Annotated in this window: 15 protein-coding genes; 8 read left to right on the top strand and 7 right to left on the bottom strand. The window is 69.4% G+C overall.

All coding sequences use genetic code 11. From position 1 onward, the window contains the following. Positions 1-347: 347 nt before the first annotated feature. A complete protein-coding gene (locus tag KGQ19_RS21935; RefSeq protein ID WP_212011085.1) occupies positions 348-1109 on the bottom strand; it encodes a dienelactone hydrolase family protein in 762 nt (253 codons plus the stop codon). A 100-nt stretch (positions 1110-1209) separates the two neighbouring features. Between KGQ19_RS21935 and KGQ19_RS21930 the strand changes: the two genes are divergently transcribed. Further along, complete coding sequence (locus KGQ19_RS21930) at positions 1210-1824, top strand: P-loop nucleotide/nucleoside kinase family protein (protein WP_212011084.1); 615 nt, start codon at positions 1210-1212, stop codon at positions 1822-1824. A 95-nt stretch (positions 1825-1919) separates the two neighbouring features. Here the strand turns inward: KGQ19_RS21930 and KGQ19_RS51985 are convergent, their stop codons facing one another. Next, entirely contained in the window at positions 1920-2666 is a 747-nt protein-coding gene (locus tag KGQ19_RS51985; RefSeq protein ID WP_212011083.1) for a LysM peptidoglycan-binding domain-containing protein, read from the bottom strand. Between the two features lie 369 nt (positions 2667-3035). Further along, positions 3036-4493, bottom strand: a complete 1458-nt coding sequence (locus tag KGQ19_RS21920) for an alkaline phosphatase family protein (RefSeq protein WP_212011082.1) — start codon at positions 4491-4493, stop codon at positions 3036-3038. A gap of 135 nt (positions 4494-4628) precedes the next feature. Here KGQ19_RS21920 and KGQ19_RS21915 point away from each other — a divergent pair, with 135 nt between their 5' ends. Beyond that, the gene (locus tag KGQ19_RS21915; RefSeq protein ID WP_212011081.1) at positions 4629-5120 is read left to right on the top strand and encodes a nucleoside 2-deoxyribosyltransferase domain-containing protein; all 492 of its coding nucleotides are present in this window, start codon (positions 4629-4631) and stop codon (positions 5118-5120) included. 130 nt (positions 5121-5250) lie between these two features. Continuing rightward, complete coding sequence (locus KGQ19_RS21910; protein WP_212011080.1) at positions 5251-5823, top strand: hypothetical protein; 573 nt, start codon at positions 5251-5253, stop codon at positions 5821-5823. A gap of 141 nt (positions 5824-5964) precedes the next feature. Here KGQ19_RS21910 and KGQ19_RS21905 read toward each other — a convergent pair whose 3' ends face one another. Further along, positions 5965-7428: an Ig-like domain-containing protein gene (locus tag KGQ19_RS21905; protein ID WP_212011079.1), complete on the bottom strand. Its 1464-nt coding sequence runs from the start codon at positions 7426-7428 to the stop codon at positions 5965-5967. A 231-nt stretch (positions 7429-7659) separates the two neighbouring features. Further along, positions 7660-8403, bottom strand: a complete 744-nt coding sequence (locus KGQ19_RS21900; protein ID WP_212011078.1) for an ArsR/SmtB family transcription factor — start codon at positions 8401-8403, stop codon at positions 7660-7662. 65 nt (positions 8404-8468) lie between these two features. Here KGQ19_RS21900 and KGQ19_RS21895 point away from each other — a divergent pair, with 65 nt between their 5' ends. The 4 genes from KGQ19_RS21895 (at position 8469) to KGQ19_RS21880 (ending at position 12402) form a co-directional block, all read left to right on the top strand. After that, complete coding sequence (locus tag KGQ19_RS21895) at positions 8469-9074, top strand: flavin reductase family protein (protein ID WP_212011077.1); 606 nt, start codon at positions 8469-8471, stop codon at positions 9072-9074. Between the two features lie 133 nt (positions 9075-9207). Next, positions 9208-10851, top strand: a complete 1644-nt coding sequence (locus KGQ19_RS21890) for a GMC oxidoreductase (protein WP_212011076.1) — start codon at positions 9208-9210, stop codon at positions 10849-10851. Continuing rightward, positions 10841-11926, top strand: coding sequence for an NAD(P)H-dependent amine dehydrogenase family protein (locus KGQ19_RS21885; RefSeq protein WP_212011075.1), 1086 nt, complete (start codon positions 10841-10843; stop codon positions 11924-11926). Before KGQ19_RS21890 ends, KGQ19_RS21885 begins: the two co-directional genes overlap by 11 nt. Continuing rightward, positions 11923-12402, top strand: coding sequence for a carboxymuconolactone decarboxylase family protein (locus KGQ19_RS21880; protein ID WP_212011074.1), 480 nt, complete (start codon positions 11923-11925; stop codon positions 12400-12402). Before KGQ19_RS21885 ends, KGQ19_RS21880 begins: the two co-directional genes overlap by 4 nt. Before the next feature lie 282 nt (positions 12403-12684). Here the strand turns inward: KGQ19_RS21880 and KGQ19_RS21875 are convergent, their stop codons facing one another. Together KGQ19_RS21875 and asnB are read right to left on the bottom strand one after the other, a co-directional pair. Next, positions 12685-13272, bottom strand: a complete 588-nt coding sequence (locus tag KGQ19_RS21875; RefSeq protein WP_212011073.1) for a hypothetical protein — start codon at positions 13270-13272, stop codon at positions 12685-12687. Positions 13273-13471: 199 nt separating this feature from the next. Then, positions 13472-16135, bottom strand: coding sequence for an asparagine synthase (glutamine-hydrolyzing) (gene asnB / locus KGQ19_RS21870; RefSeq protein WP_212011072.1), 2664 nt, complete (start codon positions 16133-16135; stop codon positions 13472-13474). A 262-nt stretch (positions 16136-16397) separates the two neighbouring features. On the opposite strand from asnB, the gene KGQ19_RS21865 reads away from it, so the two are divergent. Further along, positions 16398-17309, top strand: coding sequence for a hypothetical protein (locus KGQ19_RS21865; protein ID WP_212011071.1), 912 nt, complete (start codon positions 16398-16400; stop codon positions 17307-17309).

Genomic DNA, 17309 nt, shown 5'->3' with positions numbered 1-17309 from the left:
GCACCACCCCACAAACCGCAGCCGCTGAGACTAGATCGGCCACCCTAGGGAACCGCGCTAGTTTCCCTGAGGTTGCCGAGGCCCGCCGGAGGCCCGGCCCTTCATCACAGCCCTTGACCTTGACCTTCAGCTCTTGATCTTGCACTGGCTAACTGGAGTTGAAGAGGCCTGAGGTGCGGCCGGGGTTGTGAACCCGCGAACCGGCAGCCGACAAACACACCCACCACCCCGAACCCCGAACCGGCACAACTATGACCGAAGGCCGTAAAAATCGCCTTTCAAACCACACCCCAACCGCAACCCGGCCAGCAAACCCCAGCCCTCTCCCAAAAGACCCGAACCAGACCTCACCCGTCGACGAGCGTCCGGCGAAGGAGGCCGAGCAGGCGGTCCCAGTGCAGCTGCCGCGCGTCGGAGTTGAAGGCGTCGGTGTCGGACATGGTGAAGCCGTGGATGGTGCCGGGGTAGATCTCAGAGCTGTGGCCGACACCGGCGGCGTCCAAGGCCTCGTTGAGTTCGTTCAGTGCTTCGGGTGTCATGTCGGATTCGGCGTGGCCGAGGTGGACCTCGGCAGTGATCTGCGAAAGCAGTCGGTGCAGGCCGTCGGGTCCGTCGGCGACCACCGGGCTGTGGAATCCGGCGAAGGCGGCTACCTGGGCGGGGTGGGCCGCGGCGGTGCGCAGTGCCCACAGGCCGCCGATGCAGTAGCCGGTCACCGCGACCGGTCCGGTGCCGACCTCGGGCTGGGCGGTGAGGAAACTGAGATAGGCCTCGGCGTCCACTAGGACATGTTCGTTGGTGTGCGCCGCGATCATGGGCATCAGCCGGGCGAAGATCGCGGGCCTGGCCTCTTCTCCGATGTAGTCGGGAAGTTCGATCACCGGGGTCGGGCCGGTTCGGTAGAAGTAGTTGGGGACGAGCACGTAGTACCCGTGCCCGGCCAGTTCGCCGGCCATCTCCCGCAGTACCGGCCGGATGCCGAAGCCGTCCGGGTACATCAGCACCCCCGGGTGGCGCCCGCCGTCGTCGGGGAACGCGGCGAAGGCGTCGGACTGGCCGTCAGGGGTGGGAATCTGCAACGTTTTGGTGGACACCGAAGCTGCGGGCATGGGTCCAGGCTAGGCGATGGTGCCGGTGATCGTCGGCAGGGCGTTCGCCGTCAGCGAATGGGGACGCACTTCGGCCGGGCGCCTGCCTAGGGTCGTTTCTATGACTGATGACGCCGCGTTGGCTGAATACGCGTTCGGAGTCTATGAGCGCCTGACTCCGCTGGACCCCGATGCGACGCCGGTCGCGGTGCTGGTCGCCGGGGTGCCGGGGGCCGGGAAGAGCACGCTTGCCGAGGGTCTGGCCCGGGAGCTTCGCGCGGCGGTGTTCTCCATGGACTGGCAGCTCGGGGCGCTGACGCCGTTCCGGGTGCTGACGAACGACAACCAGGTCCCGGTGGCGGAGATGATGATCGTGGCGGCACTGGCCCGGCAGTTGCAGCTGGGGCTGGACGTGGTGCTCGACGTGACCGGGCACGAGGTCCAGGCCCGGGAGCGGTATCGGCGGGTGACGGAGAATCTCGGGGCGCGCCTGGTCGGCGTGGAGTGCGTCTGCTCGGACGCGGAGCTGCACCGCTCGCGGGTGGAGGGCCGGGACCGGGGCATCCCCGGCTGGCGGCCGACGGTGCCGTGGGAGCACGTGCTGCGGATGCGGGGGCAGTGGGAGGCATGGCCGGAGCCGCACGCGGTCATGGACTCGGCGAAGCAGGACGCTGAGACCTCGCTGAAGCTCGCGCTGGAGGCCGTCGCGGCGGCCCGCGGGGCTTCGGCGTCATAAGTCGGCGTCATAAGGGAGTAAGGGTACGAGTACGAGCCACAGCCCCGGCCCGCACAAGGCGGGCCGGGGCCGGGTGAAGCAGTGTGCTGTCAAACTCAGAGCTTGATGACCTGGCCCGGGAAGATCAGGTTCGGGTTCGAGATCTGGCCCTTGTTCAGCTGGGCCAGGCTCTGCCAGCCGCCGGCCACGTGGTGGCTGACGGCGATCTGGGACAGGGTGTCGCCGCTGACGATGGTGTAGGTCTGGCCGTTCGGCTGGGCCTGGACGGCCGGAGCCTGGGTCTGAGCCGGGGCCTGGGTCTGGACCGGAGCCTGGACCGGGGCCTGCTGGGTGTTCTGCTTCGGCGCGCTCCAGTCCTGGGTGTTGGTCTGGGACTGGGTGTACTGCTTCGGCGCCTGCTGCTGGGTCTGCTGAGCCGGCTGGCTCTGCTGCTGGGTGCTGCTGCTCGACGAGCCGCCGCTGGTGTTCACGGCGGCCGCGGCGCCGCCGGCGCTCAGGCCGGCACGGGGGCCGCAGACCGGCCAGGCGCCGGGGCCCTGCATGGCCAGCAGGTGCTCGGCGACGGCTATCTGCTGGTCCTTGGTGGCCAGGTCGGCGCGCGCGGCGTACTGGCCGCCGCCGGCGCCCAGCCAGGAGCTGGTCGAGAACTGCAGGCCACCGTAGTAGCCGTTGCCGGTGTTGATCGACCAGTTGCCGCCGCTCTCACAGGACGCGACCTGGTCCCAGGTGGAGACGCTGGCGGCGCTGGCGGTGGTGGCCATGAGGGCGGGCAGCACGACTGCGGCACCGGCCACGGAGGCCACGACGATTCCGGTCTTCTTGCGGTTGGACAGCTTGAACATGCTCGGCTCTTGCTTTCTCTCCGCCACGCCGGCGGACGACCAGGGGTCGTCCGCGTCCTGCTCCGATCACGGGGGTCGGTTCCAGATGACTCTCGCGGTCCGGGGCAGGAAGGGGCGTGCCGGCCGGCGAGGTCCCCACTCGCGGCGGGGCATGCCCCAGACGGTAAGCACAAGCCTGAGCAAATAACAAGAACGATGACATGTAGTTGATATAGGGCGCACTGGCGGTAAGGGTTTTAGGTGCTTTTGACCACACGCCTTACGATCCGTGGCGGCGGGATCACTGTCAGGGCAACTGAAACCGGGAAGGGCCTGAGGTGATCTCAGGACCTTCCCAGGGGCGCAAAAGGAACTATTCAGCCCGCCCGGTCACCCCACCCGGCGGCGGCGTCCCGGGTCCTGGCGCGGCATGCTCTGCTCCGTGGGCGGCACCGGCGCGGGCAGCGTCGCGACCTCGTTCAGCTCGGTCTGGTACAGCGCCTCGGCGTCCGGGAGCTTCGGGAACGCCCGGTGCGGCTCGTGCATACGCAGCGTCCGCGTCAGGTCACCCACCGTGCGGCGGCGCCAGTCGCTGATGTTCGGCTCCCAGATGCCGAACCGGCGCTCCAGGAAGCGCAGCGTCGAGGTGTGGTCGAAGACCTCCGAGCACACGTAGCCGCCGGCGCTCCACGGCGAGACGACGAGCGTCGGCACCCGGAACCCGAGGCCGTTGGGGCCCGCGAAGCCGCCACAGTCCGCCGGCAGCGGGTCGACGGTGATCCACTCCCCCGGCGTGCCGGGCGGCGCGGTGGGCGGCGGCACGTGGTCGAACTGGCCGTCGTTCTCGTCGTAGGTGATGATCAGCACGGTCTTGGCCCACACGTCGGGGTTCTGGCCGAGCGCGTCCAGCACGTCCCAGATGTACTTCGCCCCGGCCCCGGGCAGCCCCGGCGGGTGCTCGCTGGCCTCCGGCAGCCCGATCGAGGGCTGGTACTGCGAGTTCAGCCAGCTGACGGCGGGCAGGTCGCCGTTGGCGATGTCGTCGGCGATCGCCTGCGGCGGCCGGGCCTGCACGCCGTTGATCCACAGCGAGGAGTCCTTGGGAGCGTCCTGGAAGGCCTGGAACCAGCCCAGATCCGAGCCCGCGGTGTTGGCGACGTAGTAGCGCCAGCTGATACCGGCGGCTTCCAGGCGTTCGGCGTAGGTGGTCCAGCGGAACGGCACCGGGTTGGCGTTGCTCACCACCGGGCCGCCGGCCACGCCGTGCGGGTCGTTGGTGCCGCTGATCGCCATCACCCGGTTGGGATGCGTGGGGCCGAAGACCGAGCAGTGGTAGTTGTCGCACACGGTGAAGGCGTCGGCGAGCGCGTAGTGGAACGGCACGTCCTGGCGCGTGTGGTAGCCCATGGTCCAGGGCCCGCCGTCGGTGAGGCGGTGCGCGGCCAGCCAGCCGTCCATCGCGCCGGAGTTCCAGGACGCGTGCTGGGCCGGCCAGCCGTGGTCGGTGCTGGGGTACTTGGCCCCGCTGGTCTTGGTGGTGTCGACGCGGAAGGGCAGGGTGTAGCCGTCGGGGTTGGCGGCGTCCGGCTGGTAGAACACCGGGCGGCCGTCGGGCAGGCGGACGACGTCGCGGTCCCCGAACCCCCGCACCCCGGACATCGTGCCGAAGTAGTGGTCGAAGCTGCGGTTCTCCTGCATCAGGATCATGACGTGCTCGATCTGGTCCAGCGAGTGCAGCCGCGGATCCGGGGCGGCCGCGGCCATCGCCTCGGTCAGCGAGGGCGGCAGTAGGGACAGCGCGGAGGTGGCGGCGGCTGTGGTGACCAGACGACGACGGGACAACGACATACGCGGGCTCCTGTCTTCGACAGAGGATTGAGATGTCGCTCTTCCTTCGCAAAGTAGCCGCGGATGATGGATTCGGGGAGAACTCCGGGTGCCGGGCGTTGCCCGAAGGCACCCGGTCCCCCCGATGATGACCGCATGACTGTTTCCGTCGTGTGGGCCCGCGAGCCGATCCCGGCCGGGCCGAGCGTGTTCCTGGCCGGCCCGACCCCGCGCTCGGCGGCCGTCGCCTCCTGGCGTCCACAGGCGATCGAGGCGCTGGACGCCGCGTGGACCTTGCCTGCGACGTTGCACATCCTGGTTCCGGAGAACCCCGGCGGCCTGTCGGACACCGAGTACGAGGACCAGATCGAGTGGGAGTGGGACGGACTGGACCGCGCGTCGGCGGTCCTGTTCTGGATCCCGCGCGATCTGCGCACCATGCCGGGTTTCACCACAAACGTCGAGTTCGGGTTCACCGTGCGCTCAGGCCGCACAGTGCTCGGCTGCCCGCCGGACTGCCCGAATCCCGAGCGGAACCGGTATCTGGTCCGGCTGGGGCGCAGGTTCGGGATTCCGGTGACGGAGACACTGGCGGCGACGGTCGCCGCGGCGCTGGAGATCATCTCAATGATCGATATCACGCGATGATCGCGAGCCGCTCACGTTTGGCATCGTCTTTAAGGGATATCCCTCCGGTCTGTGCACTCGCCGTCAACCCGTTGCGGTAGCGTGGCGAGGCACTTCGCACGTCCGATACACAACAATGGGGGTAACACCAATGTCCACCACGCGTGGCGTCCGGGCTCTCGTCGGCGCAGCCCTGGCCTCGTCGGTGATCCTGCTCGGGGGCTGTTCTTCGTCCGGCACGACGTCCGCAAGCAGCAGCAACCCGCTCACCGGCCACACCTCGGCGGCGGGGTCCACCGGCGGCACCTCGTCGACCGGGGGGTCCTCGACGGGCGGCAGCACCGGCGGCGCTACTTCTTCTGACACCTCGGGCACGACCGGCGGCGACTCGTCCTCGGACGACTCCAGCTCGACCGGCGGCACCACCGGCGCGCTCGGCGGTAGCGACCCGGGGTGCCAGGCGGCGATGTCGGACCTGTCCACCCTCGGCTCATCGATGGGCAGCGTCGGCACCAATCCCGCAGCCGCGATCGCCGCGTTCAAGACCCTCGGCGGCAAGTTCCACGCTGACGCGGGCAAGTCCACCGACCCGTCGAAGGCCGCGGCGATCAACAAGGTCGGCGACGACCTGACCAACATCGCCAATGCCGCCGCCTCCGGCAAGCAGCCTGACGAGACCGCGGTCACGACTGACATGACCGCGCTGGGCACGACCTGCGGCTGAGTTCCGCACAGCGCGCGGGCGGAACGTGACGACGCGCCGCCCGCGGTAAGGCACACGATGGACGGCCCTGGCCGGGGATTCCCCGGCCAGGGCCGTCACTTTTCGCGGCTCCTATCTCATCTCAGAGCTCAGACACGTCGCTCAGACACACCCGTGGATGTCACTGGTCGACGAGGCCACGATCGTGTCCAGCAGCCCGGGCACGATCACGTGCACCGCGTTGACCGTCAGCGTGTGGTCGGTGCCGGTGTCGGTGGGGAGCTGCTCGTTCAGGATCAGCTTGATCCCGAGCAGGTTCACCGTGGTGTTCGGGCCCGGGGTGAGGCTGACCGGGACCGCGATGCCGCCGACCGTGATGGAGGCGATGGTCGCGCCGCCGGTGCTGCCGGCGCAGACCGAGTGCGAGGTGGATGTGACCGCACCGATCTGGATCGCCGGGATGCCGAGCAGGCCGATGCCGACGTGCTGGACCGAGGCGTTGGCGGTGGAGGAGTCCGGGTCGAGTGCGGTGGTGACGTTCGCGCACAGGGTGCCGGCGTTGATCAGGCCGCTGATGGTGACCACGCACGGCGGGGAGCTGTTGCCGGCCACGGTGGTCGCGACCGGGCCGGCCTGGGGTGTCGGCGTGATGCCGAGCAGGCCGGAGGACTCCAGGCCGTAGGCGCGGCCGGTCAGCAGGATGTCCCAGATGACGCTGACGTTGTTGGAGCTGACGGTGCCGGCCGGGTTCGACGTCGAGGAGCCGACTGTGTCAGTCCCCGAAGTCGTACTGGTATAGCTGAACGTCGCGTTGCCCGCGGCGTCGGTGGTACCGGTCCCGGTCAGGCCGTCGTTCGGGCCGGCGGAGACCTTGAACGCGATCGGCGCGCCCTGGAGCGGGTCGCCGCAGCTGTTGACGTAGTTGGCGGTGACAGAGGCCTGCGAACCGACCGCCAGCTCCTGCTGCGGCGGCGCCAGCGACAGGATCGAGCCCGGGCAGGAGACGCTGCCGACCGGGGCCCACTGCTGGGACTCGTTGCCCATCCCGCAGGAGGCGCCGTCGACGCCGCCGGTGTTCAGGATCTTGCCGCTGTCGTTGAAGCTGCTGACCACACCGTCGATGGACACCGTGACGACCGGCACCACGCCGGACTGGTTGCAGTTGCCGGACCAGCTCGCGCCGTTCGGCCCGATGTCGGAGGTGTCGAAGGAGCCGTCGGAGGTGCAGCCGGAGCTGAAGGAGTTGATCGTCTGGGTGACGATGTACTGCCCGTTCACCCCGAGCGGTACGTTGTGCCGCCAGATGTCGAACACGCAGGTGCCGAAGCTCACCTTGATGTAGTCGACGCTGACGTCGACCCCGGTGTTGTTGATGACCCGCACCGCACCGGCGTCGAAGGTGCAGCCGCCGGTACAGCCGCCGTAGGTGACGTCCGGCGCGCCCTCCCACGGAGTCGGGAAGTTGTTGGGATTCGCGCGCAGGTTGTCGGCGTAGCCGAGCTGCACCGCGACGTTGGCGGCGGCGTGCGCCCGGCCGGCCGGAGCGACCACCAGCGCGGCGGCCGTGAGCACCAGCATTCCGAGGAACGCCAGGGCTCTTCGCACACTGATTGAGGATGCTGACATGACACCACCCCTTGTCGGACCCGAATGGGACGCGCGGCCCGCTCCCACTGGCACCCGAAGAACGGATCCGCCGGAACCCGGGCCGCGTGCCGGTGACCCTATGCGTGCTCTGATTCGGTGTCGCTCGGGCGCGGGCCGGGTGCCGGCTGGCGCGCCGCTTCAGCGCCCGCCACCGCAATGCGGCATAGCACCGTGGCCGAACGGGTCCGACAGGTGAATCAGAGAACTGAATCAGTTCGTGGCCGGCGTCAGCAGCTCCGCGGACAGGCCCAGCCAGGTGGTGAGGACGTCGCGGCCGACCGGGGTGACGAGCACCGCGCGGCTGCTGCCGACCCGCCGGATCCAGCCCTTGTCCAGCGCGTGGCCGCACAGCGCCGCGCCGACGGCTCCGGCCAGGTGCGGGCGGCGTTCGGTCCAGTCCAGACACGGCCGCAGCGCCGGGCGTCTGGCCGAGACCGGGACCTCGATCGCGAGCTCGGCGAGCCAGCGTTCGCCACCCGGCGTGAGCTTCAGGCCGTGCTCCCACTCCACGAACGCGCGCTCGGTCATCGCCTCGGCGATCGCCACGCCGACCCGGCCGGCCAGATGGTCGTAGCAGGTGCGGGCGTGGGCCAGCGCGCGCCGCCGGCTGTCGGCGGACAGCGTGCGCGGGGCCTGGGCGGGCCGGACCGGTGCGGCGGCGGCCATGGTCTCGATCAGCTCGGCGATCGGCTGGCCGGCCAGCCGCACGTAGCGGTGCCGGCCCTGGCGTTCCTCGGCCAGCAGCCCGCCGGCGACCATGGTGTTCAGGTGCTCGGTGGTGGTGGACGGCGCGACGCCGGCGTACCGGGCCAGCTCGGTCGGGGTCCAGGCGCGGCCGTCGAGCAGGGCCAGGCAGAAGGTGGCGCGGGTGCCGTCGGCCAGCAGGCGGGCCATCGCGGCCAGTTCGGAGCCGGCGAGGGTGGGGTCCGCGGGGACGGGGCCGGTGGTGCTCATACCAGCGATTATGGTCCGGCCACGGTTCGGCCGCCGCCGAAGTGTCCGCTGCCTACCTTCGGTTCATGAGCGAGCATGTCCCGATCGAGCCGACGATCCTGTATTTCGGCACCCCGGTGGTCCTGCTGTCCACGGAGAACGACGACGGCTCGGCCAATCTCGCGCCGATCTCGTCGGCGTGGGCACTCGGTTACACGATCGTCCTCGGCCTCGGCGCGGACGGCCAGAGCGCGTACAACCTCGCGCGGCGTCCGGACATCGTGATCAACGTGCCCGGACCGCATCTGTGGAAGCAGATCGAGTCGCTGGCCGGGGTGACGGGCCGGTTCCCGGTGCCGGAGAGCAAGCCGGCGGGGATGCGGTATGAGCCTGACAAGTTCGCTGTATCAGGGTTCACATCTCAGGAGTCTGTGGTTGTCAACCCGCCGCGGGTCGCGGAGTGCGGATTGCAGTTCGAGGCCCGGGTGGCGCCGGCCCGGCTCGGCGTCACCGGGGACTTCCTCATCGTCCAGGCCCAAGTGCTGAAGGTGCACGCCGATGCGGCGGTCGTCATCGCCGGGACGAACTACGTGGAACCGGCGGCGTGGAGTCCGCTGATCTACAACTTCCGGCACTACTTCGGGCTGGGTCCGGAATTGGGCCACACGTATCGGAGTCAAACCCCTCGGTGAGCCGATACAGCATGATCTACCTGGGGTTTTTGATCTGATGCTCCGTTATATTACTTGTCAGTAAGTGCGTGACTTCTCACGGTGGCGGTAGTAGAACAAGTTCTCAAAATCCGCACCGTGTGAGGAGCGTCACATGAGCGCAACAGCAAGGCGGGGCCCAGGAGTCCGAGGTCTGTCACGGCGCGGATTCCTGGCGGGAACAGGTTCCGTTCTAGGCGCGGCGGCGCTGGGCGGCTTCTCCGCCGCGAAGGCCACCGCCGCGGCCCGGCGCGCCACCCCCATCGGCAACGGCGCGCACGTCCAGGCGCTGGTCATCGGCACCGGCTACGGCGGCTCGGTGGCCGCGCTGCGGCTGGCCCAGGCCGGCGTCGCGGTGGAGATGATCGAGATGGGCATGGCCTGGGACACCCCGGGCTCGGACGGCAAGATCTTCTGCAACCTGACCAGCCCCGACGAGCGGTCGTTCTGGCTGCGGACCGAGACCAAGCAGCCGGTCGGCTACTTCCTCGGGATCCCGATCGACCGGAGCATCCCGTCGTACACCGGGATCCTGGACGCCGAGGACTTCGCCGGGATCACCGTGTACCAGGGCCGCGGCATCGGCGGCGGGTCGCTGGTGAACGGCGGGATGGCGGTGACCCCGAAGCAGGAGAACTTCGGCGCGATCCTGCCCTCGGTGGATCCGAACGAGATGTACAACGTCTACTACCCGCGGGCCAACGCCGGGCTCGGTGCCGGGGTCATCCCCAACAGCTGGTTCAACACCACGCAGTGGTACGAGTTCGCGCGGGTCGGGCAGAAGCAGGCCGGCCGCTCGGGGTTCCCGTTCGAGTTCGTGCCGGACGTGTATGACTGGAACTACATGCAGCAGGAGGACGCCGGCACGGTCCCGCGCTCGGCACTGGCCCAGGAACTGCTCTACGGCAACAACTACGGCAAGAAGTCCCTGCAGAAGACGTACATCCCGGCCGCGCTGGCCACCGGCAAGGTCAACATCTCCCCGCTGCACAAGGTGACCTCGGTGTCCCCGGCCTCCGGCGGCGGCTACACGGTGCTGATGAACCAGCTGGACACCTCCGGGAACGTAATCGTCACCAAGGAGGTGACCGCGGACAAGGTGGTCTTCGCCGCGGGCAGCGTGGGCACCAGCAAGCTGCTGGTGCAGATGCGCGACACCGGGCAGCTGCCGAATCTGAACGACCAGGTCGGCCAGGGCTGGGGCGACAACGGGAACATCATGGTGGGCCGGGCCAACCAGATCTGGGACCCCACCGGCGCCAACCAGTCGACCATCCCCTGCGGCGGCATCGACAACTGGACCGCCGGCGGCGCGTTCGCCGAGGTGGCCCCGCTGCCGATCGGGATCGAGACCTGGGCCTCGCTGTACCTGTCGATCACGAAGAACCCGCACCGCGCGCAGTTCTCCTGGAACAGCTCCACGCAGAAGGTGGATCTGAGCTGGCAGCAGGCGTGGAAGCAGGACGGGATCACGATGGCCAAGACCATCTTCGACAAGATCAACTCGACCGAGGGCACCATCTACCGGACCGACCTGTTCGGGACGTACAAGACCTGGCAGGACGAGTTGACGTACCACCCGCTCGGCGGCGCGGTGCTGAATCAGGCTACTGATAACTATGGGCGGCTGACCGCCTATCCGGGGCTGTACGTGATGGACGGCGCGCTGATCCCCGGCAACACCAGCGTCAACCCGTTCGTCACGATCACCGCGCTGGCCGAGCGCAACATCGAGAACATCATCGCCAATGGCGGATGAGATCCCGACCCTGGTGTGGGGCACCGGGAACATCGGGCGCGCGGCGATCCGGGCGGTCGCCGCGCGCCCCGGGCTGGCACTGCACGCGGTGCTCGTGCACGACCCGGCGAAAGTCGGGCGCGACGCCGGGGAACTGGCCGGGCTGGGGCGCAAGCTGGGAGTAGCGGCGACCGACGACGTCGCGGACGCGCTGCGCGGGGCCCGGGCCGTGGTGTACGCGGCTTCCGGGGACGTGCGGCCGGATGCGGCGTTGGCGGACGTCATCCGCGCGATCCAGGGCGGGGCAGTGGTGGTCACGCCGGCTTTGTACGCGTTCTACGATCCGCCCAGCGCGCCGGCCGGCCAACGGGAGCAGGTACTCGCGGCGGTGGCCGCCGGCGGCGGGTCGCTGTTCGCGTCGGGGGTGGATCCGGGGTGGGCCAACGACGTGCTGCCGCTGATGATGGCGGGGTTGGGAACCTCGATCGAGGCGGTACGGTGTCAGGAGATCTTCGACTACTCGACGTACGACCAGCAGGACTCGGTCCGGTACCTGGTCGGCATGGGACAGCCGATGGACTACGAGCCGCCGATGACCGCACCGGACGTGCCGACGATGGTGTGGGGCGGGCAGATCCGGCTGATGGCGCGGGCACTGGGCGTCGCGGTGACGGAGATCGAGGAGCACGTCGAGCGCGCGCCGCTGCCGGGGTCGGTGGACACCGCGACGATGGGGCGCTTCGAGGCCGGGACGCAGGGCGGGGTGCGCTTCGAGGTGCGCGGGCTGGTCGGCGGCGCGGCGCGGATCGTCATCGAGCACGTGACCCGGATCCACGCCTCGGTGGCGCCGCAGTGGCCGCAGGCGCCGGACGGGGTCGGGGCGCACCGGGTGGTGATCGAGGGCCGGCCACGGATCGAGGTCACGATCGAGGCCGCGGACGAGGACGGGAACCGCTCGGCGGGCGGCAACGCGACGGCCGTGGGGCGGCTGGTCGGGGCGATCGGGTGGCTGGTGGAGCACCCGGCGGGGGTCTATGACGCGTTGGAGGTGCCGGTCGGGGCGCCGGTCGGGCTGTGGGAAGGCGAATCGCAGTGATCATCGATATACCGCAGGACAAGGAGCCGATCGGTTACGTGTGGGGCGAGATGGTGCCCGGCATCGGACCGGCGGCGGCCGCGTTCTCGATGGCCGTGTATCAGCACACGACGTTGGGGCTGCGGGAGTTCGAGGCGGCCCGGTTGCGGATCGCCCAGATCAACGGCTGCCTGTTCTGCCTGGACTGGCGCACCGAGCGCGCCGGCGTGAAGGTCGAGGACGGCTTCGACGCGGCGGTCGCCGAGTGGCGAACCACCGAAGTCCTGGACCGGCGGGCGAAGCTGGCCGCCGAGTACGCCGAGCGCTACGCCCTGGACCACCACGGCCTCGACGCGGAGTTCTGGCAGCGCATGCTCGACTGCTATTCGCAGGCTGAGATAGTCGAGCTGACGATGTGTCTGGGGTCCTGGCTGGCCTTCGGGCGGCTCAACCACGTGCTGGGGATCGACGCGGTGTGTGTGCTGCCGGGACACTGATCGGGTGGCCGAGGACTGGGGCCGGGACCGGGATCCCGATGATCTGATGGTGACCGTCGAGCATCCGATGGGGACCATCGAAGTACCGCTCAGTGAGTGGATCGCGCGGGGGCCGGGGCCTCGGCCCCTGTTGCGACCGACGGCCGTCCGGTCACGCGCCACCGGCGAAGCGCTGCCGTTGACTGTGATCCCGCAGCGGTACCGGAACGAGCACCCCGGCCGATGACCGGGCGGCGCCGTTGCCGCCCGCATCGTTCCGGGCCGTTTTCCTCTTGCCGCGCCTCAGCGCGAGAGTTCCACCATGGTGTCCTCGAAGTCCGGGAACTCGTCCCGGGCCGCGGCGACCACCTGGCGGGCCGTCATCGGGTCGGTGCCGGCGTGCTTCTCGGCGATCGCCGTGAACTCCGGGTGGGGCCGGCTTCGGCGGGTCGGGTGTTCCACCGCTTCGTAGGGTCCTGAGCCGTCGGCCACCAGCCACAGGAACGAGGGCAGGTCGCAGGCGACCACTCCGGTCTCGCCGTCGGAGCCGAGGAACACGATCGGCTGTTCGGCCAGCGTGGCGTCTTCGCGGACCAGCCAGAAGGCGGCGTAGCCGCCGTCCGCGCTCTGGCCGAAGACGCGGAACTGGTCGGCGTCGACGTCCTGGTTGGCGGTCCAGCCGCGGAACCAGTCGGTGGCGTCGTCGGGGTCCAGGAACTCCTCGAAGGGTTCGAAGTCCACCGGGGGGTCTTCGGGCGCGTCGTCCTCGTCGGGTTCGGCGCGCTCCTCGTCCTCGTCCTCGTCGGCCTCCAGATCCAGCGGGAAACCGATCGCGGCTATCGCGGCCAGCGCCGCGGGCAGGGCGAGGTCGTCGTCGTCTTCGATAGTCACGAGCCGTAGATTAGCTGGGCTTGGGCCGTCTGCTCCAGCGTTGGGGCAATGGTCTGTGTCTGACGGGGTGTCCGAACACGCGGCAGGCCCGGTCCGCGAACGGAACCGGGCCTGCCGAACTGGTGATCGACTGACGATCGACTGACGATCGACCGGTGATCGACCGGTGATCGACCGGTGATCGATCAGCTTCCCAGCACTACTTCTGCTTCGGGAGCACCACCACGGCCAGCGGCGTGCGCTGCGCGCCCTGCCCCAGCGGGTTGTCCTCGAACATCTCCGCGATCTTGTCCTCGCCGACCGTGGTGGCCTGCCCGAGGATGTTGCAGCCCAGGTCGTTGGCGTCGATGATGGCCACGCCCTGGAAGGTCTGGGCGGCCGTGGCGGGCAGCACCTTGCGGATCCGGTCGGCCAGCTCGGCGGCGGCCTTGTCGGGCTGCGCCGGGGCCAGCTTCGCCGAGACGTTCGACGGGTACAGCGAGTACTGCGTCGGGCCGTCGATGGCCCGCACCGCGGGTCCGGCCAGCTGGTAGAACAGGCCCTTGCGGCCGACGACCTTGCCGACGGCGCCGGCCGCGGAGGCCGCGACGATGCGCGGCAGGCCGGCCTCCTGGATCGCCAGCTGCATGGTCTCCGGGGAGCCCAGGCCGATGCCGGCCGGGGTGCGGACCACGAACTTCTGCAGCTTGCGGGCCGCGAAGGAGGGCTTGATCTCCCACAGGAAGTAGCTGCGGCCCTGGGAGATCGCGACCACCTTCTCGCTGACCGCCAGGAACCAGGGGCTGTTCAGCGCCTCGGCGTGGTCGTCGGACTCGGCCGCCTTGGCGGCGAACTCCGCGCCGTACTCGGAGATCTTGGTGTGGAAGTCGTCGCCCTTGGCGAAGGCGTCGGTCTGGATCGGGAAGCGGAGCACCTGGCCGCTGGAGGCGGTGCTGATCGCGATCTGCTTGCCGGGGTTGGCCGCGAAGTACTCCTTGACCGCCGAGGTCGTGGAGTCCACGTGGGTACCGGGGGCGTCGACGAAGGTGCGCAGCCAGAGCTCGACGTTGAGCATCCGCCAGAACAGCATCGTGTCGCTGTTCTTGCCGGCGATGAACTCCTCGAACGCGCGCAGCACCGAGGCCTGGTCGAAGTAGGGCCGGGAACCGAAGGAGTCCGAGCGGAAGACCGTGTGCACGTGGTTCTTGATCCGCAGGAACCACTCGCGCTCCGGCGTCGTGAAGCCGATCTTGTTGCGGCGGTCGACGATCTGGTCCGGCAGCAGCCCGCGCACCGAGTCGCGCAGGATCTTCTTGTTCCAGCCGCCCTTGATGATCGCCTCGGGCTCCAGGGTGAACAGGTAGCGCACCAGGTTGAAGTCCAGGAAGGGCACGCGGCCCTCCAGCGAGAACCGCATGGTGTTGCGGTCCTCGTAACGCAGCAGCGAGGGCAGCGAGTTGGCGAAGATGTCCTCGACCAGCCGGGCCCTCAGGTCGTCCGGCACCGGGCTGAACGTCTCGCCCTTGTGCTGCTTGGCGAAGCCCTTGTCCAGCATCTGCCGGATGTCCACCGGCTGGTCCAGGCCGATCTTGCCGCGGACCACCTGCTTGCCGTAGCGGGAGAGCACGTCGGTGGAGGAGACCACCTCGCGCATCAGCTTCCCGTACTGCTTCTCCTTGCGCAGCTGGCGCAGGTAGACGAAGTAGTACGGCAGGTACCCGGCCATCATCTCGTCCGCGCCCTGCCCGTCGAGCAGGACGGTGACGTGCTTGGTGGCCTCCTGCATCACCTTGTACTGCGCGTAGGGGCCGGTGGAGATGGTCGGCTCCTCCTGGGTCCGCACGAAGTCGGCGAGGTCTTCCAGGAACTCGTCCGGGTTCGGGTGGATCTTGTGGCAGTTCACGGGACCGTCAGCCTTGGCCAGGACGGCGTCGACGTAGCGCTCCTCGTCGTTGACGCTGCCGGGGAAGACCGCGGAGAAGCTGTTCTGCTCCGAGCCGACCGACTCCACGTCCTTCGCGTGCTGCTTCATCAGCTTGCTGATGACCGCGACCACCGTGGAGGAGTCCAGGCCGCCGGAGAGCGCCGTGCCCACCGGGACCTCACCGACCAGGCGCATCCGGATCGACTCGGTCAGCCGCTCCTTGAACTCCTTGGTGGTGTCCTTGGTGAACGGCGAGCGCGGGCCGTCGGCCAGCAGGTCCTCACGCAGCGTGGTGAACATCCGGCGCTGGACGCCGGTGCCGTCCAGGACGACCAGCTCGCCCGGGCGGACCTTCTCGATGCCGGCGAAGAAGGTGCGGTCGGAGTCCTCATGGATGCGGAAGCGCAGGTAGCGATAGAGCGTGACGTCGTCCGGGGCCGCCTCGACCAGGCCCGAGGCCAGGATCGCCTTGATCTCCGAGCCGAAGACCAGCCGGTGGCTGTCGTCGGCGCCGGTGACCGAGGCCAGGTAGAGCGGCTTGATGCCGAAGTGGTCGCGGGCCAGGTAGCTCTTGCCGGTCTCGGTGTCGTGGATGGCGATGGCGAACATGCCGTTGAAGCGGTCGAAGGCCGCCTCGCCCCACTCGGCGAAGGCCTGGACCACCACTTCGGTGTCGCAGACCGTGCGGAAGGTGCGGCCGAGGGCTTCCAGCTCGGCCATCAGCTCCCGGTAGTTGTAGACCTCGCCGTTATAGACGGCGGCATAGCGGCCGTCCTCGGTGACGAACGGCTGGTCGCCGTGCGCCCGGTCGATGATGGCCAGGCGGCGGTGGGCATAGCCGACCTCCGCCCCGTCGCTATAGACGCCCTCGCCGTCGGGCCCCCGGTGGGCGATGGCGTCGCCCATCCGCTTGAGCATGGCCTCGTCATGGGCCCCGAAGACACCCGCGATACCGCACATGTACCGTGCCACTCCTCGCCGTATGTTGAACCTGCCGCGCGCTGAGCCAAACCTATACGACGAGCGGGTGACGCCCGTGCGACGCCGAGTAGTGTGATCTTCGAGCGGGCAGGGGTACCGGCGTGATCCGTCCCGACGTCGCTGTGCCACGCGCCCGGCCCGGCGTGGAATCTTCCGACGTTGCTACCATCGGAGGCGGAGGCGAATTTCCAGCGCATCCGCCCATGCCGGACGCCACGGCTACCGATCCGGGGGGACGACGATGGCGAATGACACCGTGACCGAAAGGACGCCGGGCCCGGCCGACCCCGGCCCCGAACCCGGCCGTGAACTCGGGGGGGCAGTGGCCGGCCCGGACAGGTCAGACGGACCGGTCGGACCGGCCGGACCGGTCGGACCGGCCGTCGGCGACCCGGTCGGGACCGCCACCGCCCCGACAGACCCGGACGCCCCGGAGCGCCGCCGCGCCCCGGTGACCCGCTTCGCGCTGGCCGTCGTGCGCACCTTCGCCCGCGACATGGCCGTCTTCTTCTCGGTGCCGGTCCGGGAACTCCGGACCCGCAAGCTGATGGCGATCCCGTGCACGCTGCTGTGCGTGCTGACGATCGGGGTCCTGTGGATCCTGGAGATGAACCGGCCCCACGGGCTGGCGTTCGTCCTGGACGTGGCCGGGGTCCGGCAGGGCGAGCCGATCTGGAAGCTGCTGCCGCAGCTCCCGCTGTCGCTGTTCGCCCCGGCCCCGGACCTGCCGGCCTGGGGCGCGATGACCCAGGTGCTGATCGCCTTCGGGATCGCGGAGTGCTGGCTGGGCTGGAAGCGGATGATCATGATCGCGATGATCACCAGCGCGGTCACCTCGATGGCCGCCCGGGTGATGGTCTACGCCAGCAACTGGCTGCACATCGGCACCCCGCAGATCGACAACTTCCAGGTCGACACCGGCCCCTCGGTCGCGGTGGTGTCGCTGCTGATCTACCTGGCGCTGCGGCTGCGCACGTACTGGGTGGTGGCGCTGACCGCGGTGTCGATGGGCGGCGAGGCGGCGATCCTGCCGAACCTGGCCGGCCGGGAGCACCTGGTGGCGATCAGCCTGGGCATCATCACCTACTTCCTGCTGGACCGGTGGTGGCCGGCCTGGAAGCGACGAAGGATCCAGCGGGCCACCTCGGACTGA

The sequence above is a fragment of the Catenulispora pinistramenti genome, from assembly GCF_018274385.1.
GTDB classification, from domain to species: Bacteria; Actinomycetota; Actinomycetes; order Streptomycetales; family Catenulisporaceae; genus Catenulispora; species Catenulispora pinistramenti.
The sequence above is the reverse complement of the archived record's forward strand: the minus strand, read 5'-3'. Positions and strand labels throughout refer to the sequence as shown.

Excerpts from the sequence above, each read along its gene's own strand:
- KGQ19_RS21935 (WP_212011085.1), bottom strand. The coding sequence starts at position 1,109 with ATGCCCGCAGCTTCGGTGTCCACCAAAACGTTGCAGATTCCCACCCCT.
- KGQ19_RS21930 (WP_212011084.1), top strand. The coding sequence starts at position 1,210 with ATGACTGATGACGCCGCGTTGGCTGAATACGCGTTCGGAGTCTATGAG.
- KGQ19_RS51985 (WP_212011083.1), bottom strand. The coding sequence starts at position 2,666 with ATGTTCAAGCTGTCCAACCGCAAGAAGACCGGAATCGTCGTGGCCTCC.
- KGQ19_RS21920 (WP_212011082.1), bottom strand. The coding sequence starts at position 4,493 with ATGTCGTTGTCCCGTCGTCGTCTGGTCACCACAGCCGCCGCCACCTCC.
- KGQ19_RS21915 (WP_212011081.1), top strand. The coding sequence starts at position 4,629 with ATGACTGTTTCCGTCGTGTGGGCCCGCGAGCCGATCCCGGCCGGGCCG.
- KGQ19_RS21910 (WP_212011080.1), top strand. The coding sequence starts at position 5,251 with ATGTCCACCACGCGTGGCGTCCGGGCTCTCGTCGGCGCAGCCCTGGCC.
- KGQ19_RS21905 (WP_212011079.1), bottom strand. The coding sequence starts at position 7,428 with ATGTCAGCATCCTCAATCAGTGTGCGAAGAGCCCTGGCGTTCCTCGGA.
- KGQ19_RS21900 (WP_212011078.1), bottom strand. The coding sequence starts at position 8,403 with ATGAGCACCACCGGCCCCGTCCCCGCGGACCCCACCCTCGCCGGCTCC.
- KGQ19_RS21895 (WP_212011077.1), top strand. The coding sequence starts at position 8,469 with ATGAGCGAGCATGTCCCGATCGAGCCGACGATCCTGTATTTCGGCACC.
- KGQ19_RS21890 (WP_212011076.1), top strand. The coding sequence starts at position 9,208 with ATGAGCGCAACAGCAAGGCGGGGCCCAGGAGTCCGAGGTCTGTCACGG.
- KGQ19_RS21885 (WP_212011075.1), top strand. The coding sequence starts at position 10,841 with ATGGCGGATGAGATCCCGACCCTGGTGTGGGGCACCGGGAACATCGGG.
- asnB (WP_212011072.1), bottom strand. The coding sequence starts at position 16,135 with ATGTGCGGTATCGCGGGTGTCTTCGGGGCCCATGACGAGGCCATGCTC.
- KGQ19_RS21865 (WP_212011071.1), top strand. The coding sequence starts at position 16,398 with ATGGCGAATGACACCGTGACCGAAAGGACGCCGGGCCCGGCCGACCCC.